This is a genomic window from Actinomadura geliboluensis (genome assembly GCF_005889745.1).
Taxonomy (GTDB): domain Bacteria; phylum Actinomycetota; class Actinomycetes; order Streptosporangiales; family Streptosporangiaceae; genus Spirillospora; species Spirillospora geliboluensis.
Window position 1 is genome coordinate 1 of the sequence record NZ_VCKZ01000165.1, and the last position, 18,008, is coordinate 18,008.

General features: G+C 73.6%; 10 protein-coding genes and 2 pseudogenes. 7 read left to right on the plus strand and 5 right to left on the minus strand.

Annotation, left to right across the window (positions count from 1 at the left end):
- A pseudogene (locus tag ETD96_RS44970) lies at window positions 1–221 on the plus strand (hypothetical protein); the annotation flags it as partial.
- Window positions 222–500: 279 nt separating this feature from the next.
- On the opposite strand, the gene ETD96_RS22100 reads toward ETD96_RS44970, so the two are convergent.
- The 3 genes from ETD96_RS22100 to ETD96_RS22110 all read right to left on the minus strand — a co-directional run bounded on the left by ETD96_RS22100 (window position 501) and on the right by ETD96_RS22110 (window position 6,836).
- A complete protein-coding gene (locus ETD96_RS22100; protein WP_138638378.1) occupies window positions 501–1,862 on the minus strand; it encodes a hypothetical protein in 1,362 nt (453 codons plus the stop codon).
- Window positions 1,863–2,001: 139 nt separating this feature from the next.
- A complete protein-coding gene (locus ETD96_RS22105; protein ID WP_138638379.1) occupies window positions 2,002–5,574 on the minus strand; it encodes a WD40 repeat domain-containing protein in 3,573 nt (1,190 codons plus the stop codon).
- Window positions 5,571–6,836: a hypothetical protein gene (locus tag ETD96_RS22110; RefSeq protein ID WP_138638380.1), complete on the minus strand. Its 1,266-nt coding sequence runs from the start codon at window positions 6,834–6,836 to the stop codon at window positions 5,571–5,573. The genes ETD96_RS22105 and ETD96_RS22110 overlap by 4 nt, the downstream gene beginning before the upstream one ends.
- 136 nt (window positions 6,837–6,972) lie before the next feature.
- Here ETD96_RS22110 and ETD96_RS22115 point away from each other — a divergent pair, with 136 nt between their 5' ends.
- Window positions 6,973–7,893, plus strand: a complete 921-nt coding sequence (locus ETD96_RS22115) for a hypothetical protein (RefSeq protein ID WP_138638381.1) — start codon at window positions 6,973–6,975, stop codon at window positions 7,891–7,893.
- Window positions 7,894–8,017: 124 nt separating this feature from the next.
- The gene (locus ETD96_RS22120; protein WP_138638382.1) at window positions 8,018–9,001 is read left to right on the plus strand and encodes a tRNA nucleotidyltransferase/poly(A) polymerase family protein; all 984 of its coding nucleotides are present in this window, start codon (window positions 8,018–8,020) and stop codon (window positions 8,999–9,001) included.
- Between the two features lie 1,467 nt (window positions 9,002–10,468).
- Here ETD96_RS22120 and ETD96_RS22125 read toward each other — a convergent pair.
- Together ETD96_RS22125 and ETD96_RS22130 are read right to left on the minus strand one after the other, a co-directional pair.
- Window positions 10,469–10,699: pseudogene (locus ETD96_RS22125) on the minus strand (response regulator); the annotation flags it as partial.
- A 106-nt stretch (window positions 10,700–10,805) separates the two neighbouring features.
- On the minus strand, window positions 10,806–13,163 hold the full coding sequence (locus ETD96_RS22130; protein WP_171069171.1) for a histidine kinase: 2,358 nt from the start codon (window positions 13,161–13,163) through the stop codon (window positions 10,806–10,808).
- 462 nt (window positions 13,164–13,625) lie between these two features.
- Between ETD96_RS22130 and ETD96_RS22135 the strand changes: the two genes are divergently transcribed.
- The 4 genes from ETD96_RS22135 (at window position 13,626) to ETD96_RS22150 (ending at window position 17,917) form a co-directional block, all read left to right on the plus strand.
- Window positions 13,626–14,555, plus strand: coding sequence for a phytoene/squalene synthase family protein (locus ETD96_RS22135; RefSeq protein ID WP_240808012.1), 930 nt, complete (start codon window positions 13,626–13,628; stop codon window positions 14,553–14,555).
- A 1-nt stretch (window position 14,556) separates the two neighbouring features.
- On the plus strand, window positions 14,557–15,549 hold the full coding sequence (locus ETD96_RS22140; RefSeq protein ID WP_138638384.1) for a phosphate acyltransferase: 993 nt from the start codon (window positions 14,557–14,559) through the stop codon (window positions 15,547–15,549).
- A 101-nt stretch (window positions 15,550–15,650) separates the two neighbouring features.
- Entirely contained in the window at window positions 15,651–16,460 is an 810-nt protein-coding gene (locus ETD96_RS22145; RefSeq protein WP_240808014.1) for a carotenoid biosynthesis protein, read from the plus strand.
- Window positions 16,448–17,917 carry a phytoene desaturase family protein gene (locus ETD96_RS22150; protein WP_171069172.1) on the plus strand — a complete coding sequence of 490 codons (1,470 nt, stop codon included), beginning with the start codon at window positions 16,448–16,450 and terminating at the stop codon, window positions 17,915–17,917. The genes ETD96_RS22145 and ETD96_RS22150 overlap by 13 nt, the downstream gene beginning before the upstream one ends.
- The last annotated feature ends 91 nt before the right edge of the window (window positions 17,918–18,008 follow it).

Sequence of the window (18,008 nt, forward strand, 5' to 3'; positions counted from 1 at the left end):
CCGGTAGCCCGCCCGTCGACGTCTCCACCGACCCGCTGGTGTTCAAGCTGAAGCTCGTCGACAACGCCTTCGCGGTGCCCAAGTCCAGCAGCTGTGGCCCCGGCGGCCTGCTCAACGGCATCGTGGACTGGCGGGCCGGACTGCCCGCCAAGGCCGGCACCAACACCGTGATCTTCGACCAGTACCTGGCCTCCAAGGCCTACACCGACCTACCCGCATAGCCTGCACCTTCGCCGACAGGACCACCTGAAGCGGTCCTTCACGTACCACGCCGGCTCGCCGTCCATCCGGGCGGGGACGGCGAGCCGGCGTCCCTCACGCAAGTCGGCCGCCCGCGGAGAATCTGCAGCACAGATCCTCTCTTCGGTACCTACATCCAGTACGGGGAGACCACGCTCAAGTCGCTGTACCCCAACCACGGACGCTACGTCATGACCCCTCCCCAGGCCCGCCAAGCCGTTCCGCGGAACCCGACTCAGGCACTTTTGGCGTCGCCTGGTTCACGGCACCTTCATGCAGATGTTGGAAAGGTTCTTGGGATCGAACTTCTGGCCGTGCTGCGGGAAGAACCAGGTGAGTGAGCGGTACGCCCGTACGCCATGGCAACTGCCGAGATCGGACGCCACCACCTGGACGGGCTCCATCGTGCCGTCGGCGACGACCTCTGGTGCCCACAGGGCGGTCCCGGTCGCGGTCGCTTGCGGTGCACCCCAGTTGGACCAGTGGACGTTCTCGACGAGCCCCGTCGGGTCGCCGCCGTTGAAGATCTTGGGTGGCATGACCCGCCCGTAGCCCTCCTGGTAGGGGTCGGGGTTGATGCCCAGCACCGGGACGGGGGTCGTCGGCAGCGACGCGGAGGGCGCGGGAGGTTCGGCCCCGCCCGCCGTCCGCATCGCGCGCGGGCTCACGGCGAAATCGCCGAGACCCCGCGCGATCGTGCGCGTGGCGTTCGAGTGCAGCGAACCGAAGATCAATTCAGCGGGTGGTGGGCCGGTGTCCATCCGGCTCTTCTGCCGGCCGAGTCGTACACCGATGTAGGAGTCGGTGGATATCGGTTGGAAGTAGGCGAGCTGCCGTCCGGTGTCGGTCCACTTCCCGCCGTCCAGGCGCCAGATCCGGGTACTGGCGTAGTCGATTCCCTCGCCTTTCTCATTGCATTCGAACCATTTATTGATGGCGGTGTACAGTTTTCCGTCGGCTCCCCAGGCGGCGTCCATGATGTTCCATCTGAGGCTGGAGGCCGGAAGGTACAGCAAACGGTTCTCGCTGGACCGGGGGAACAGCAGCACCATCCGGTCGGACATTCCGCAGGGGCCTCCGTTGGAGGCCGTGGCGAAGGCCGAGACGGAATGGTCGGCGTTCCAGCGCTCCCTGCCCGGCCACTGCTGCGGGATGTTCCCGCCGACCAGTCGCGACTTGCCGTCCGGCGAGATACTGAAAAAGGAGTAATCCTTGCTGCCCTTTTCGAACTTCACCACTATGCCGGTTCCGTCGGAGCCCGCGACACCGCTGCTCGCCCGGATCGCAGTGGCCGCCGGGCCGGAGATCTTGTGCCGGACCGGCGACTGCGCCCCCGGCGCGACCACCAGGATCGACCGGTCCAGAGAGACGGCGACGAGGTCGTCGCCCACGAAGGTGCCGCCGATGCACGGGCAGGGCCAGGAGTTCTCCTTTCCGGTCGTGGTGTCGGCGACGTGGATGACATTGTCGATCGACCAGGTCACGTAGCGGCCGTCCGCGGACCAGGAGAAGTCGCCGCCGGCGGGCGGGTCGGCAGGGTCGTCGGACTTCGGCACGGGGAAGGTCAGGGTCGGACGGCCTCCGCCGGTGATCACGATGCCGTCGCCGTCGGCATACGCCACTGCGGGGAGCGGAGCCGTGTAGGCGGCGTCCCGGCCGGCGGCCGGCGGCCGGGATTTCTCCTGGCCCGCCGAGCATCCGGTGAGGAGGAGAACAGTGCAGACCAGTACCGAGGTCGTTCGTCCACCGCGATTGGGCATGTCACTCCTCATCCGGGCAGAGACTTCGGTATTCGTATCCGCCGTGCACGTACTGCCGCCATTCGGAACGGGTGATGTTCCGTCCTGCCAGCGCGCACATCTGCTGCCGCCATGACAATTTCCTGGTGTGCCAGAACTGCACGCTGTCGATCACCGACTGGCGCTGGGACCTGCGATAGCCGATCGTTGCGAGAATGTCGCCGGGCCCTTCCCAGGCCGGCCGGGTCGGCAGCAGGCCGTCGGGGTCGCGCAGTGGCGGAATGGTGAGGGTCCCGGTCGAGACGTCGTAGACGAGGACGTCGCCGTCCTCCATCGCGACGGCGATGCGTTCTCCATCCGGGGCGATGGCGATGCCCTTGGCCGAGGACCGCAGGGTGATGTCCGGAGTTCCTGGGTGCGCCGCGCCGTCGCCGCCGTAGAAGTGCACCTTGTCATCGCTGCCGAGGACCGCCAGGTAATCTCGTATGGGGGAGAAGCTCATCGCGGAGACGAAGTACTTCACCGGCATCCTGCGCGTCTTCGACGTCTTCATGTCCGTGAAGACCAGGGATTGCCGCCGGCCCCCGTCGCCGCCCTCGTCGGTGGCCGCGAAGACGGCGGTGGCCTTCTCGGGATGCGCGGCGAAGATGTCGCCGGCGCCGGGTGACAGGCCGGCGATCTCGTTCCACGTGCGGGTCGACCAGGCCCGGACATCGCCGTCGCCGTTGCGCGCGACGATGGCGGACAGCCCCGGCAGGTACCGCACCGAGCGGACGAGATCGGGCTGTCCGCCGGGGAAGAGGAACAGCCGCAGCGGTTCACCGGTCCTCGAGTCCCAGACGGCGACCATGCCCTGATAGGAGCCGTCCTTCCAGACCTGCCCGCCGACGATGGCGAGGCGGTCGGTGAGAGCCGCGTCCAGGACGAAGAAGAGCTGGTTCTCCGGCCACCACTGAGGTGAGGGTTTCAGCGTGCGGATCGTCCGATACGTGGTCGCCTTGGTCTCCGGGTCGTAGACATGCCCTTCGGCGGGTTTGATGACGTGGAGCCCGGTGATCCAGTTGCGGCTGTTGAGGCGGTCGGTGACCAGGAGCCGGCCGGAGCCGTCGAATGCGGCGACGGTCGACGCGGGGACCGCCGGCTGGGTGACCCGCCGGTTCCGCGGGTCGAGGAAGGTGATGGTGCCGTCGGGGTGCCCGACCGGCAGCAGCCCTCCCGGGTCCGCGTCGGGGGCGAACACCGTGACCTGACCGCCCACGGGCCTGCCGAGCGGCGCGCGCTTGACGGGCTTCTCGCCCAGCGACACCGGGATCATCCTGGTCCCCTGCGAGGTTCCGATGGCCAGTGCCTCGCCGGAGCCGTCGAAGGCCAGCGCGGTGACCGGGTCGGGCCCGCCGCCGTCCGTCGGCAGCTGCCTGCGTTCGCGGGCGTTCCACAGTTGCACCCCGTGATCGGTGCCGACGGCGAGGATCCCGTCGGGCGACGCGGAGCGGAGCGCGAGAGCCGTGATGGAGCTGCCCAGTTCCGGGAGGCTGAGGAACGGCGTGACCCGGCCGTGGACGGCGTCGACGGCCAGAATTTCACCGGACGCGGTCGCCGCCAGGGCGTTCGCCGTGCGCGGGGCGGTGCGCAGGCTCACGTTGCCCCACACGCCGCCGAGGGCGGTCACCGCGACGAAGGCGGGATCGTCGCCGCCCGCAGTGGCGCCGAGCATGTCCTCTGCGGACCTGGTGAGAAGCCGCTCATGGGTGACCGTGTCCCACACGCGCAGTTCTCCGCTTCCGGCAAGCGCCCAGACCCGGTCCGCGCCCGTGAATCCCAGGCCGACCACCGGATCGGTCGTCGTCGTGCCGACCTGCGCGCCCGGCGGGCCGTCGGCCGCGAGGACGGCCGATTCGGTGAGCCGCTCGGCTCCGTCCGTCCGCCACAGCCGCACACCGCCCTCGCTGTCGGCGGTGACGACCAGCGGAGCGGCTTCGTTGACCTCGATGGCCGTGATGGTGCGGCCGTCGAGCGAGCGTTCGGCGACCCGCCGCCCCTGGGACTCGTCCCAGGCCGAGAGCGTGCCGTCCCGGGTGGCGGCGTAGAGGGTGCCTCCCCCGGCGAGCGCCGTCACCGCGTCATGGTGGGTGTCGACGTTGCGGGCGACGGCGGCGTTGTCCTGCACCACCCGGTACAGCGCGTCCGTCGCGACGGGTGAGCGCGGATCCAGCTGGTAGGCGGCCAGTGCGAGCAGCGGTGGCAGGGACGGATCGACCGCGGCGGCGTCGGCGGCCTCCGACGCCAGTTCCGCCACCGTGCTCGCGAGCCGCTGCCGTTTCGAGTCATTGTTCGCGGCGTTGACGACCATGCCGACGATGAACAGGGCCGCGACGGCCGCGGCGGCGACCGAGCGGATGATCACGGCCCGGACGCTCAGGGCGCGGGCCTTGCGCGCGGCGTCCCGCCAGTCGCCGGCGCCCAGGATCTCCATGTCCGCCGCCGGGGCGTGCCGCTTGGCCGTTCCCACGTCGTCCGACGGGACGATCAGCCGGCCGGTCTCGTCCATGGTGGCGAGCTTGTTCTCATATCCGCTGACCGAGACGAGCGCGCCCGCGTCGTCCAGCGCGCCGGTGATCGCCGTCCCGGAGCGCAGCCGCCGCACCGCCAGCAGGACCCACCACCGTCGCCGCCGCCCGAACTCGTCGAGGACGACGGCGAGCGCGGCGCCCAGCGACCCGCCGGTGATCCGCGGCGGCGTGCCGTTCGTGCCCTCCAGCGACCACAGCACCGTGCCGAGCCGCTTGCGCCCCGCGGCCCGCCAGGCGAGCCGCAGCGCCTCGCCGAAGGCCTCGTCGGCGCAGAAGAACGCCATGTGCTCCGGATGCGGGACGAGCGCGTCCGGCCCCCGGCGCCGGCGCATCCGCAGCCTGGCGGGCGCCTCGACGTTCTTGTGGTGGGAGAACACGACCCGGACGGTATGGACGCGGTGGAATCCGAGGTGGTAGGCGACGCGGCGCGCCCAGAAGACCGCGCGGGCGCGCCGTCCGGTGGCCGGCGGGGCAAGGTGGCGCAGAATCTCCGCACAGGCCGCCGCCGGCCCCGCCGCACCGGTCTCCGCCACGATGCCGTCGAGCTGGCGCAGCCGACGCCCGAGCGGCTCCGCCGCGCGGGTCGCCGACGCCGCCCACCCGTCCGCGGCGCCGGGGCCGGGCGGCGGTGCGGCGCAGGTGTGCGCGATCGCCCCGTACCAGGTCAGTGCGGCGCGCAACTCCGCGTCGCCGGGACGGTCGTCGGCGAGGAGGAGGCCGAGGCCGGCGAGCGCCCGCAGCGCCCCGGCCGCGGCGGCCTCGCCCGCGCGGAAGGGCGGCGGGACGCTCTCGGCGTCCGGCCGGTCCGAGTTGCCCTCGCCGAGTACCTCGTGCAACGGGCACAGCTCCCGGTGCAGCGTTTCGAGATCGCCGACGGCGCACTCTGCGACCAGCCTGCGCACCAGTTCGAGCAGGGGTTGCGCGGGTCCGTAACCGTCGTTGGAGAAGTGGTAAAGGGCACCGCCCCGCAGCAGCTCCCCGCCCGGTTCGCCGTGGATGAGGGCGGCGTAGTCGTCCGGGTTCACGGCAGCTCGCCCAGCACGATGCCGTGCAGCGGATGCTCCGCTCCGAGCCGCACGGCGAACTGCCGCCACAGGTCGCGCGTCAGCGCGTTCCGCTGGACGCGCACCGACCGGCGGACCTCCTCGCGGTCGGCGTGGCGCGCCTCGGCGATGCCGATGGGCGGGCCGTCCAGGTCCGCGCCGACCGAGCCGGCTCGCGGGAACGGAAGTTCGATGAGGCCGGTGAGCCTGCCGAACCGGCGGCGGAGCGGGATGAGGTAGCGGGTCACGCCGTCCCTCGTGTCGATGACGACCCGCACGAACATGATCCCGTAGACGGCGTCGACCCGGCGTGCCTCCTGCTCCGGGAGCGGGGCCTCGACGTTCACGGTCACCTGTCCGTTCGACTGCGCCGTGTGGACGAGGGTGAACGGCGGCCGTGCGGCGTCGCGGGGGACGCGGCGCACGGCGGGCCCGTCGTCGGCCGCGACGGCAGGCGGGTCCACCCGCACGGCGGCGGAGTCGTCGTTGCCGCCCGACAGCCGGAGCTGCGCGCGGGCTGCGGTGTGGCGGAGGAACGGGTCGTGCTTCACCCAGTTCGCGATGAGCGACCCCAGTGCGGACCGGGTGCGTTCCGGCATCCGCGCGGGGTCGAAGGCCAGCAGACGCGAGCAGAGCGCCGTCGCGCCGACGCGGGCGACCGCGTCGTCGGGTTCGCGCAGCCCCTCGTCGAGCTGCTCCAACGCGGCGCTGATCCGTGGGCCGGCGGGTGTGAACCAGTGCCGTAACTCCACGATCGGCCCGGGTTCCGCACCGTCCAGCACGCCCAGCATGTCGTGGACGAGTTCGTCGACGAGCTCCCATGGCAGGAAATGGAAGATCTCCGGTGGCGGATCTCCCTCGTCGGCGAGGCGGGAGAGGAGCAGGTGGCGGACGGCCACATTTTCGGCGGCGAGCACGTGTTCCCCGGAGGCCGGCAGAACGGCGTCGGGCCAGCGGTCCTCCAGGCCGGAGAGTAGCGCCGCGCCCTCGGCGCTGACCGGAATCGGCCGGGCGAGCTCGTCCAGTTCGAGCACGGCCTCGCCCTGCCGCACGAGGCCGAGCACCGGCCCACCGAGACCGGCCGGTATCGCCCGCCGTTCCCACCCGGTGGCGAAGACCCGCAGGTCACGGGCGTCGGCGCGCTCGTCACCGAAGTTGACCTCCAGGAAGCCGGGCCGCTCGGCGGTCCCGTCGGCGGACAGCGGTACGGCGGCGACCCAGGCACTGAGCGGGCGGTGCGCCATCACGGCATCTCCTGTCAAGGCTCGCCGGCCGCGTCCATCCGCTGCGCCGATGGGTACGCTGGCCGCCGATGATCCGGGTCGCTTCGGCCGTTCAGTGAAGCAGCGGCCCGTCGCAGAAATGTCGCAGGGGGCCGGGTTGGGCGATCCACGGCAGGGCAGCGTAGGGGCGGCCGGAGACCTTCTGCACTCCCTGCTGTCGCGCGAGCCGTACCGGGCCCGCTGGGAGCCGTTCCGGCGGCGGACCGCGGCCGCCGACCCGGTCAACCAGGCGGCCGTCGCCCAGGTGCTCGCGCTCTACCTGTGGGAGTCCGGGCAGCGGCCGGAGCGCCAGACGGCGCTCGCCCGGCTGCTGAAGGACCGGATCCACCGGGCGCTGAGCGGCGAGGTGCTGTCGGGGGAGACCCTCACCTGGTTCATCGAGGCGTTCGAGATGAACGCCGACGATGCGGCGCGGCTGCGCGCGACCCGGTCGGGGTCCGCGCCGAATCCGCCGGTGACCGGCACGCTCCGGGGTTCGCAGATCGTCCCGCTCCGGCAGCGGCACCGCACGGTGGCGGTGTTCGAGCGGCGTTGGATCGGCGCCGACGGCAGAGCCTCCGCGCACCGCACCACCCGGGCGATCATGGCCTGTGAGGACGGCGTGGAGAGCTTCCCGTTCCGGCTGCGGCCCGCCGTGAAGCAGGTGACCCGGATCCATGGCGGCCGGCTGAGGGCGACGCACACCTTCGAAGGCAGCGGGCCCGTCCTGGAGATCGCGTTGAACACGCCGCTCCGGGCCGGGCAGGTCACCTCACTCGACTACCAGGTCGCCTTCGAAGGGGACGACCTCGCCTGCGAGTACCGGAGGGTCGCGCACGCCCGCACGGAGAACGTGGACATCGTCGTGCAGTTCCACCCGGAACGGCGCCCGCTGCGGTTGTGGTGGACGGTGTGGGACGACTACCGCGGCGGACACGTCCTCAGCGAGGAGACCGTCGTACTGGACCGGGAGCACAGGGTGCATTGGTTCGTGCCGACGATGGAGAACGCGGCAGCCGGGTTCCGCTGGACGTGGTGACCGCTGCGACGCAGATGCGACAGGCCGGTGGTTGCCTGGCGAGCCCCGGCCGCGGCGATGGGAGCCCCCGATGAGTGAAGCCCGTTCACGTCCACCGCATGGTCCCGTCCTGCGGGGCGACATCGTGGACGATGAGCGAGTGATCGGCTTCGCCTACGTCTCCGACGCCCTCGGCGACCGTCTGCTCGTCGAGGGCGACGAGGATCTGGCCCAGCCGCCCGACCGGCCGCTGCCCTCCGGCGGCGCGGGGGTCGAGCGGCACGGAGAGCCGCCGCTCACGGGCGCCAGGCGGGTCGAGCAGGCGCCCCCGCATGTCCGGATGTCGGTCCTGAGCCGCATCGAGGAGCTCGGCGATGGCGGCAGGGCGATCTGGCGGCTGCTGAGGGCGTTGCAGGCGCAGGGGCACGAGGTGTGGGTGGCCGGCGGGACCGTCCGGGACCTGCTGGCGGACGGTCCCGCCGCGACGGACGGCGACCTGGACTGCACCGGAACCGCCGGTCCCGGCCGGCTGACGGCGCTGCACCGCCGGCAGCGGCGGCGTGACGGTGCCGGGGACTTCGAGCCGAACGTGTCGCCCCGGCTGGTCTGGTCGCTGGCCCCGCCGGGAACGCGCCAGCGGATATTCGAGTACCGGCCGCTGGCCTTGGACGGCTTCCGCTTTCCCGCCTTCGGTGGCGACCTCGTACACGACTCGGCGACCCGGGACCTGACCGTCAACGCGCTCTACTACGACCTCGTCCACGACGAGATCGTCGATCCGCTGGGCGTCGGCCTGGCCCACCTCGACGCGGTTCCCCGCAAGCTCGTCGTCCTGGACCGCGGCAAGGACCCGGTGGTCAGCGCGGGCATCGTGCTGCGCTGCCTGAAGTTCTGGCGGCGCTGGCGCCATGTCGACCTGCTCGCCGTGCAGGACTGGGTCCGGGAGCTGCCGGACGACCTGCCCGCCCTCGTCCCGGAGGCGGGCTGGGGCCTTCTCGGCGCGCTGCGGCAGCGCTGCGGGCTGACCGGGATGGAGCGGGACGCGGAGCTGGCGCTCGCCGGGAACCTGGGCCCGGCGGCGCACGCGCTGGTCCTGGAACTGCAGGAGCGGGCCGCGGGTGTTCCCTGATCTGGGCGAGGCGGAACGGCGGGTCTGGGACGCCTTCCCGGACGGTGCGCTCACGGACCTCACCGGCGCGCAGGTCCGCGATGTGCGAGCCGAGGTGATCGCCGCCCTGCTCCTCGGCGCGCGGGAGCCGGAGCCGGGACGCGCGTCGGCCGTCCGCCTGTGCGGCGCCCGGATCTCCGGGGCGCTGGACCTGTCCGGCGCGGCCGTCGGCCAGCCGCTGTCCGCCGAACACTGCGAGTTCACCGAGCCGGTGCGGCTGGTCGAGGCCGCGACGCGCGGCATCCGGCTGAGGGACTGCTTCCTGCCCGCGCTGGACGGCACCTGTTGGCGGGCCGACGGGATCGTGGATCTCAGCGGCACCGCCGTCCGCGACGGCATATGCCTTGACCACGCCCGCGTGGACGGTGCGCTGACCGCGGCGGGGATCGACCTCGGAGGCGGTCCGTCGGGCGTGGCACTGTCCGCGGACGGGCTGTCGGCGTCGGGCGGCGTCCGGCTGAACGCGCTCCGCGCGTCGGGCGCGGTCAGGCTGCGCGGCGCCCGTGTCGATGGCCTGATCGACTTGACCGACGCCGTGATCGCCGGGCCGCCGTCGGCGGCGCTGGCCCTCGACAGGATCGCCCTCGCCGGCCGGTTGCGGGCACCGGGGCTGGTGGTGACCGGGCGTTTCAGTCTTTTCAACGCCGACATCACGGGCAGCGTCAACATGTCCGGCGCGGTGCTGCGCAATCCGGGCGGTGTCGCCCTTGCCGCGGGCGGTGTGACCGTGCGCGGCGGCCTGTGGTGCGGGGACGGGTTCCGCGCGGAGGGAGAGGTTCGCTTCATCGGGGCCGAACTGCAGGCCAACCTCCACCTCGCGGGCGCGGTGCTGGGCAATCCCGGCGGTGTCGCGGCGAACCTCGACCGGGCTGCGATCGGCGCGATAGAGGCCCGCGGCGTCACCGTGACGGGCGGCCCCATCTCGCTGACCGGGACACGCATCAGTGACCACCTGAACCTGGACGACGCCCGGCTGACGTCCGACGGGCGGGATGTCGTGCTCGTGGCCGAGGGGCCGCGAATCGGCGGGGACGTGCTGCTGCGCAGAGTCACCGCGCAGGGACGGGTCCGCTTCCACAGCTGCACCGTCGGCGGCGGCGTCATGCTGGACGCCGTGCGCCTGCTGGGGCGGGACGGCGTCGTGTTCGTCTTCAGCCGCAGCGACGTGGCCACCGACTTCACGGCGAACGGGCTGACGGCCCGCGGCACGGTCGACCTGTCCGGGACGAGCATCGGTCGGCGGCTGCGGCTGGACGGTGCCCGCATCTCCCACGACGGCGTCCTGCTCGACCTGCACATGCTCAGCGCGGCGGAGTTGAGGCTGCCGCCCGCGGACCCGGCCCGGGGCACGATCTCCCTCGGCCACAGCCGCACCGCGTCGATCACCCGCTCCGGGTCGGCGTCCTTCAGCAGGAAGCCCGAAGCGCCCGCGCGCAGGGCGGCGAACACGTACTCGTCGAGATCGAACGTCGTCAGCACGACCACGCGGGTCGAGGGGACGTCGGCGGTGATCCTCGCCGTCGCGGCGAGCCCGCCGGCGCCGGGCATGCGGACGTCCATGAGCACGACGTCGGGACGGAGCGAGGCCGCGAGGGCCACGGCCGTGTCGCCGTCGCCCGCCTGGCCGGCCACGGTCAGGTCGGGTTCGGCGCCGACCATGGCGGCGATCCCGGCGCGCACCACGGCCTGGTCGTCGGCGATCACCACGCGGATCACGAGGGCACCGCTGGGACCGCTGCCGGGAAGCCCGCACCGGTCGTCTCGATCAAGGGCTGGACACCTCCGGCAGCCATCCGCGCGCCACGCCGTCGTCGGCGATCGTCAGCGTACCGCCGCAGGCGTCCGTCAGCGTGCGCAGGCGCCGCTCCGCCGCTGCACCGCCGGGCGCCCCGGGAGCCCGCCCGGACACCGTGAGGCCACGGCCGGAGAACGCGACCGTGATCGCGTCCCCGCCGGCGAGCAACTCCCGCGCCACCTGGTACGCCGCGACCTCCAGGGCGGGCGGTAGCGGCCGGCGTTCGCCGGCGAACCGGACGGCGGCGCCGCGCCGCGCCGCCAGGGCGGCGATGCCGTCGACGGTCGGCGGCGGGTCGCCTCCGTCGTCGCGTGCCCGCAGCTCGCGGAGCAGCTCCCGGAGCGCGGCCAGCCCTGCTTTGGCCTCGGCGAGGACGCGGTCGAGACGGCCGGCGTCGGCTTCGTCGGCCACGGCCCGGGTGTGCCGGCGCGCGGTGCGGCGCAGCCCGTCGGCGATCCGCCGGCGCTCGGCCTCGGCGGCCGCGGAGACCTCCCGGGCGAGCCGGTCGCGGTCCCGCGCGGTGATCGCGTCCTGCCGTCGCCGGCGTGCGGCGGTGCGTGCACCGAGCGACCAGGACGCCAGGCACGGGACCGCGAGCGCCGCGGTGAGGGCCGCCCAAGCGGCCGCACGGTTCCCTGTGATGCCGTGCCCACTGGCGAGGGCCGCCCCGCCCACGGCAGCGACGGCGAGGGGCGCCGGCCAGGTCCGTCCGCCCGGGGGGAAGGCGGCGACCGCGTAGACCAGCGCCAGTTCGACCCACCAGTACCAGAGGAGCACATCGCTGAGGGGCGGGCCGGGCCAGCCGGCCAGGTCGAGCCCGACCCACACCAGGAGCGTCGCGAGGACGATGGTCAGCGCGCCACGCGGCGCGCGCCTCCGCCACCAGAGCGGAAACGCGTGCACGGTGAACAGCGCCGCCAGCGCGGCGCCGACGAGCGGCGAGGAGAAGGGGTCTGGGTCATCTCCCGGCGGCAGCTCGGCCCCCAGGGACAGCGCGACCGCCAGCACGACCAGCACCGCGTCCAGCGCGGCCGGGCCCCGCCAGCCGCCCGGGCCCTTCAGGAAGGCCACAAGCGTGGCAGCACGCGACCGTCCGGGCCGCTGCCGCGGGGAGGTCGAGAGCACATCGTGCGGACCGCCGTTCCGGTGCTGCCGGACGGTCCCGGGCGCGGGCGCTGCGGTGAGAGGGAACTCGGCGTGCACCTTCCATCCGGTGCCGTCGGGGCCCGCGGAGAACGAACCGCCGAGGGACCGCGTGGCCGAGCGCAGTCCGGCCAAGCCGTGGCCGGTGCCGAGGCCGGGCGCCAGGGGAGGGCCGCCCCCGTCGGTGACCGTGACGGTGAGCGTGGCAGCGGTTCCCTCGACGGTGACACGGCGAGCGCCCGAGGCGTACCTGAGGGCGTTCGTCAGCGCCTCGCGCACCACTCGGTGGGCCGCCGCGACGACGTCCGGCGGCGCGGCGGTGGCCGTACGCAGATAGTCGACGGACGCGTGTTCGGCGACCAGCGCGTCGATGTCGTCGAGAGACACGGTCCCGGCGGCCTCGATGAGGCGGTCCAGCTCCGCCAGGGCCTGCCGAGCCGCGCTCGCGGCATGACGCGTCGCCTCCGCGGCCAAGTCGGGATCGGCGAGGCGGGTCGCGGCGGCGGCCGACACCACGATGCCGGTGAGCCGGTGCGCCGCCACGTCGTGCAGCTCGGCGGTCAGCCGCTCCCGCTCGGCCTCGGCGGCGAACCGCGGCACCGCGGCCGCGCCGGCACGGTAGGCGGCGAGCGCCGACCGGTCCGCCCGCCTGCGCCGCCGCGACCTGCCCAGCACCCAGACCATCGCGGCACCGCCCGCCGCCAGCAGCCCCGCCCCCGCCGCGGTCCTGGGAGCCGCACCTGCGGCGGCGACCGCCACGGCGGCCGCCACCGAAGTCACGGCGGCTCCTGCCGCGGCCAGCCCGGCCGTACGGTGCACGGCCAGCGAATACAGCACGACCACCAGCGCGAACGGCCACACCACGGATGCTCCGCCGGTGCCGACGGCCAAGAAGGCCGCCGTCAGCGCCCCGCCGAGGGCCCACACGGGCACGGTCCGGCGCACGGCCACCGCTCCGGCGGCGACGCACATGCCGAGCACTGCGAACACGGCCTTCGCGGCCCCGCCGACGATGCCCGCAGATCCCAGGGCGAGGACGTGTTCGAGCGCAGACGACACGTCAGGGGCCGCCCACACGAGCAACTGCGCGACGATGACGGCCGCCGCCGGGAGCAGGTCCCACCAACCTGGCCACGGCGGGTGTGCAACTTCGGCGACGGCAGAGGTCCGCCGTGCCCTCTTCACGATCCAAACCCTACTTTCCGCCGCCATGCGCCCTGCGCCTGGAGCAACGCGGTAAACACAGCCGGCCCTGATGACCAAGCAGCTTGTCTAAGCCGGCGCGTCGCCGGCCTCCTCGTTCTCCTCTACGCCCAATGGCTCGGCGATCAGCCGCCTGACCATCGGCCACATCCACCCCGGCGACGGCCAAGTACAGATCCACCTGGGCGACGAGCCGATCGCGCTGCCCGAACCACTGGCCGACCTCGTGCCGGCACTCATGGTGCGGGAGGGAACGCTGCACGCGCCGCCGTCAGCGCGCGCTCGGCGGGCAAAGATCCGTTGAACACTCGCTTGTGCGCCACGTTGCCGGGTAGGACGCGGCCGACCGGAAGGGGAGAGGTCGCCGGTAACACGTCACCTGGTGGTCTTGCGGAGGATCGCAACCGATCGACGGTCGTGCGCCGATAGACGGACCAACCGGCGATGAGGGAGAACAGAGGCCAGTCGATGACGCTGACCGCGAGCTACGAGTACTGCCGCCGCCTCAACGCCCGCCACGGGCGCTCCTTCTACCTCGCCACCCTGCTGCTGCCCGCGTGGAAGCGCAGGCATGTGCACGCGCTTTACGGTTTCGCCCGCCACGTCGACGACATCGTCGACGAGTGCGGGACCGCCGCACCGGACGGCCGGGTCGCGGCGCTCGACGCGGTGACCGCCAGGCTGAACGGCTGCCTGGCCGGTGAACCGATAAGGGATCCGGTCCTGCCGGCCTTCGTGCACACGGTGCGTTCGTTCGCCGTCGAGCAGGCCGACATAGACGCGTTCCTGCGGTCGATGCGCACCGACCTGTCCGTCACCCGGTACGGCACCTATGAGGACCTGCTGACGTACATGGAGGGCTCGGCGGCCGCCATCGGGCTGATGATGCTTCCCGTCCTGGAGACGGTGCCGGGCGCCGAGCGGGCGGCGCGGGAGCCCGCCCGCGAGCTGGGGCGGGCTTTCCAGCTGACGAACTTCCTCCGGGACGTCGCCGAGGACTTGGCTCGCGGGAGGGTCTACCTGCCGAAGGAGGACCTGGCCGAGTTCGGGGTCACCGAGGAGGACCTCGCCGCCGCCTCGAGCAGCCGTGCCCTGCGCGACCTGGTGGCGTTCGAGGCGGTCCGCGCCCGCGCCCACTACCGCCGCGCCCTCGACGGTGTGGAGTTGCTCGTGCCGTCGTCCCGCCCGTGCATCCGGGCTGCGTGCGAGCTGTACGGCGGCATCCTGCGGCAGATCGCCGAGGTGGGCCACGACGTGCTGGCGGCGCGTGCGCGGGTGCCGTGCCGCCGGCGAGCGGTGATCTTCGCGCGGCACCTGCTGGCCGCGTCCGCCGCCGGCCGCGCCGAGCGCCGCGTACCGTCCGGGGCGGCCTGACATGGCCGGTGAGCGAGCGGACGGGGTGCCCCCCGTGGTGCTGGACGCGATGGGCGGCGACCACGGGCCCGCCGAGACGGTGCCCGGAGCACTGTCGGCGTGCCGCGAGCACGGAGTGCCGGTGACCCTCGTGGGCCGGGCAGAGGACCTGCACCGCGAACTCCGGCGGCACGGCGGCCTGGGCGAGGTCGGCGTGGTGCACGCGGACGGCGTCGTGCCCATGACCGAGAGCGGTGCGGGAGCGGTCGCCCAGCGGTCGTCCAGCCTGATGGCCGGATGCGAGCTGGCGCGTCGAACGGGCGGCCCGTTCGTCTCGGCCGGATCGAGCGGTGCGGTGGTGACGTGCGCGGTCCGCGCGTTCGGTAGACGGGAGGGCGTGGTGCGTCCGGCGCTGGCGGTGGCGTTGCCGACGCTCACCGGTTCGACCGTGCTGATCGACGCCGGGGGGACCACCGACCCGACGCCGGAGATGCTGGCGGGGTTCGCGCTGCTGGGCGCGTCGTACGCGCGAGCCGTCCTCGGCGTGGCCGACCCGTCGGCCGGGTTGCTGTCCATCGGCACCGAGCCGGGCAAGGGCAACCGGCTCGTCCGGGAGGCCGCCGGCCGGCTGGCGCAGTTGCCCGTCCGGTTCCACGGCAACGTCGAGGGCCACGACGTGCTCGCCGGGTTCGTCGACGTCCTCGTGACGGACGGTTTCACCGGCAACGTCGTGCTGAAGAACATCGAGGGCTGCGTCCGCACCACCGTGGAACTGGTCGCACGCGCCGGCATCGCGCCGCCGGAGCGGCTGGCCGAGGTCGCGCGCCCGTACACCGCCGACACTCACGGCGGTGCGGCGCTGCTCGGGCTGAACGGGACGGTCGTCGTGGCGCACGGCTCGTCGGCCGCCGCCGCGATCGCGCGGGCGTGCGTGGTGGCGTCCGACCTGGCCGCCGGATCACCACCGGTGAGCGACCGCGGCGTGAGGACGGCGAGGGCGTCATCAGCGCGCTGACCGTCGGCGAGTCCCGAAGGCGAAGTGGGGGATCCATGCGTGGTGTTCCGGCCGCGAGGTCCGCGAGGCCCGTGCGGGGCGGACGAAGCTCGACCGGTCCGGTGATCGCGGGCGCCGGCTGCCTGGCGGGGATGGTCGCGGCACAGGTGGCGTCCGGGCTGAGCGCGGACCCCGTGCGGCTGACCGGTCCGGTGGTCGGTCTGATGGCCGCGGGAGCCGCGTGCTTCGTGGCGTCGCGGCGGGGACCTCGGCGTGCGGCCGGGGCCGCGGGCGCGGCGGCGGCGATCGGTTACGCGGCGGAGTGGACCGGTGTGCGGACGGGTGTCCCGTTCGGGAGGTACACCTATACGCCGATACTGCGCCCGCAGGTGGGCGGTGTCCCGGTGGCGGTCGCGGTGGCGTGGGCGGGCATGGGCGCGGCGTCGCACGCGGTCGCGGCCACGCTCGTCCCGGTGGAGCGGACGTGCACGCGCATCGCCGTGGGAGCCGCGGCGCTGACGGCGTGGGATCTGTTCCTTGATCCGCAGATGCTGCGCCAGGACCTGTGGAGATGGGTGGACGGCGGGGCGTACCGGGGCGTGCCGGTCAGCAACTACGCCGGGTGGCTCGGAGTGTCGGCGCTGCTGATGGGCGTGCTGGAGCCCATCGCGGGGTGGGAGCGCGACGCCTCCGGATGGCTGGTGGCGCTGTACGGGGTGATGGCGGGCATGGAGACCTTGGGGTTCGCGGCGGTGTTCGATCCGCCCGACCGGCTCGTCGCGCTCGCCGGCGGGTCGGCGATGGGGATGTTCGCGGTTCCGGCCGCGGTGGCGGCGTTCCGGCGCCGGCCGGCGCGGAGCCCGCAGCGCCGGCCGGCGCCGGGTCCGCGGTGTGCGGGAAGGGCGGCCTGGAGGCGCGGATGGCGGAGGTGATCGTGGTCGGCGGCGGGGTCGGCGGGATGGTCGCCGCCCTGCTGCTGGCGCGCGGCGGCCATCAGGTCCGGCTGCACGAGAAGCTGGGGCGGCTGGGCGGCAAGCTCGCCGAGCGCCGACGGGACGGCTTCACGTTCTCGCTCGGCCCGTCGCTGCTCACCCTGCCGGGCCTGTTCAGGGAACTGGGCGTCGACCGCGAGTTCGTCCGGCTGGACGAACTCTGCCGGTACCGCTTCGCCGATGGCGCTTGCCTGCGCGCCTTCCGCGACCCCGCCCGGATGGCCGACGAGGTGGACCGGCTCGCCACTGGCCAGGGCGCCGCCTGGCGAGCCTTCCACGGCTGGGCCAAGGGCTGCCTCGCGGCGTCCGAGCGCACGTTCTTCGCCGGCCCGGTGGGACGTCCTCCGGAAGGGGCCAGGCTCGGAGACCTGCTGGCGGTCGCCCCTGGGCGAACGCTGCACGGCCTGGCGCGGCGCTTCTTCACCGACCGGAGGCTGCAGCAGTACGTCGGGCGCTACGCCACCTACGCCGGGTCGAGCCCGTACCGGGCCCCGGCCGCGCTGGGCTGCGTCCCGGCGATCGAGCACGGGGACGGCGGATGGTACGTGCCGGGCGGCCTCGCCCGGCTCGCCGGCGATCTGGCGGAGCTGCTGGCGGAGGCGGGGGCGGACGTCCGCACCAGCAGTGAGGTCACCCGGATCCTGGCGGACGGCGAGTCGGTCAAGGGGGTGATCCTGGCGTCCGGTGAGCGGGAGGAGGCGGACGCGGTCGTGGTCAACGCCGACGCCGCCGCGCTGTACGGCCGGCTGCTCCCCGACCGGCGGAGGGTGCGCCGAATGGCCCGGCTGGGGCCGTCCTCGTCGGCGCTTCTGATCCTCGCGGCCGTCGAGGGACGGACCGACGGGCTGCCGCACCATTCGGTGCTGTTCTCGGCCGACTACCGCCGCGAGTTCGACGACATCTTCCGCCGCCGCCAGCCGCCGCGGGACCCGACCGTCTACATCGGCTGCTCGGCGGTGGACGACCCGGCCCAGGCACCGCCCGGGGCGGAGAACCAGGTGATGCTGGTCAACGTTCCGGCCGGAGATCCCGGGCGATGGCCGATGGCGCCGGAGTCCTACGGGGAGCTGGTGCTGGAGCGGCTGGCGCGGCGCGGGCACGACCTGGCGGGGCGGCTGCGGTTCGTGGAGTTCTTCACCCCCGCGGATCTGCGCGACCGGTACGGCGCGCCGGGCGGTGCGATCTACGGCACCGCGTACGGGGGCCGGACCGCGCCGCTGCGCAGGCCCGGCAACCGCGGGCCCCGGCGCGGCCTGTACCTGGTGGGCGGGTCGACGCACCCGGGCGGCGGGCTGCCGATGGTCGCGATGGGAGGCCGCATCGTCGCGTCCCTGCTGGAGCGTGACTTCGCCGCCCCCGGTGCGGCGGGGGCCGGTCGTGCGGGAGTCCGGCGGTGAGGGCGCTGACCGCCGTCCAGTCGGTGGCGGCGCTGGTGGTGGCGGCCCGGCTGGCGCGGGGTCGGCACCGCCCGCCGCCGCTGACCCCCTC

Coding starts and splice junctions, on each gene's coding strand:
- ETD96_RS22110 (WP_138638380.1), bottom strand. CDS start 6,836: ATGGCGCACCGCCCGCTCAGTGCCTGGGTCGCCGCCGTACCGCTGTCC.
- ETD96_RS22135 (WP_240808012.1), top strand. CDS start 13,626: ATGAGGGAGAACAGAGGCCAGTCGATGACGCTGACCGCGAGCTACGAG.
- ETD96_RS22150 (WP_171069172.1), top strand. CDS start 16,448: ATGGCGGAGGTGATCGTGGTCGGCGGCGGGGTCGGCGGGATGGTCGCC.
- ETD96_RS22140 (WP_138638384.1), top strand. CDS start 14,557: ATGGCCGGTGAGCGAGCGGACGGGGTGCCCCCCGTGGTGCTGGACGCG.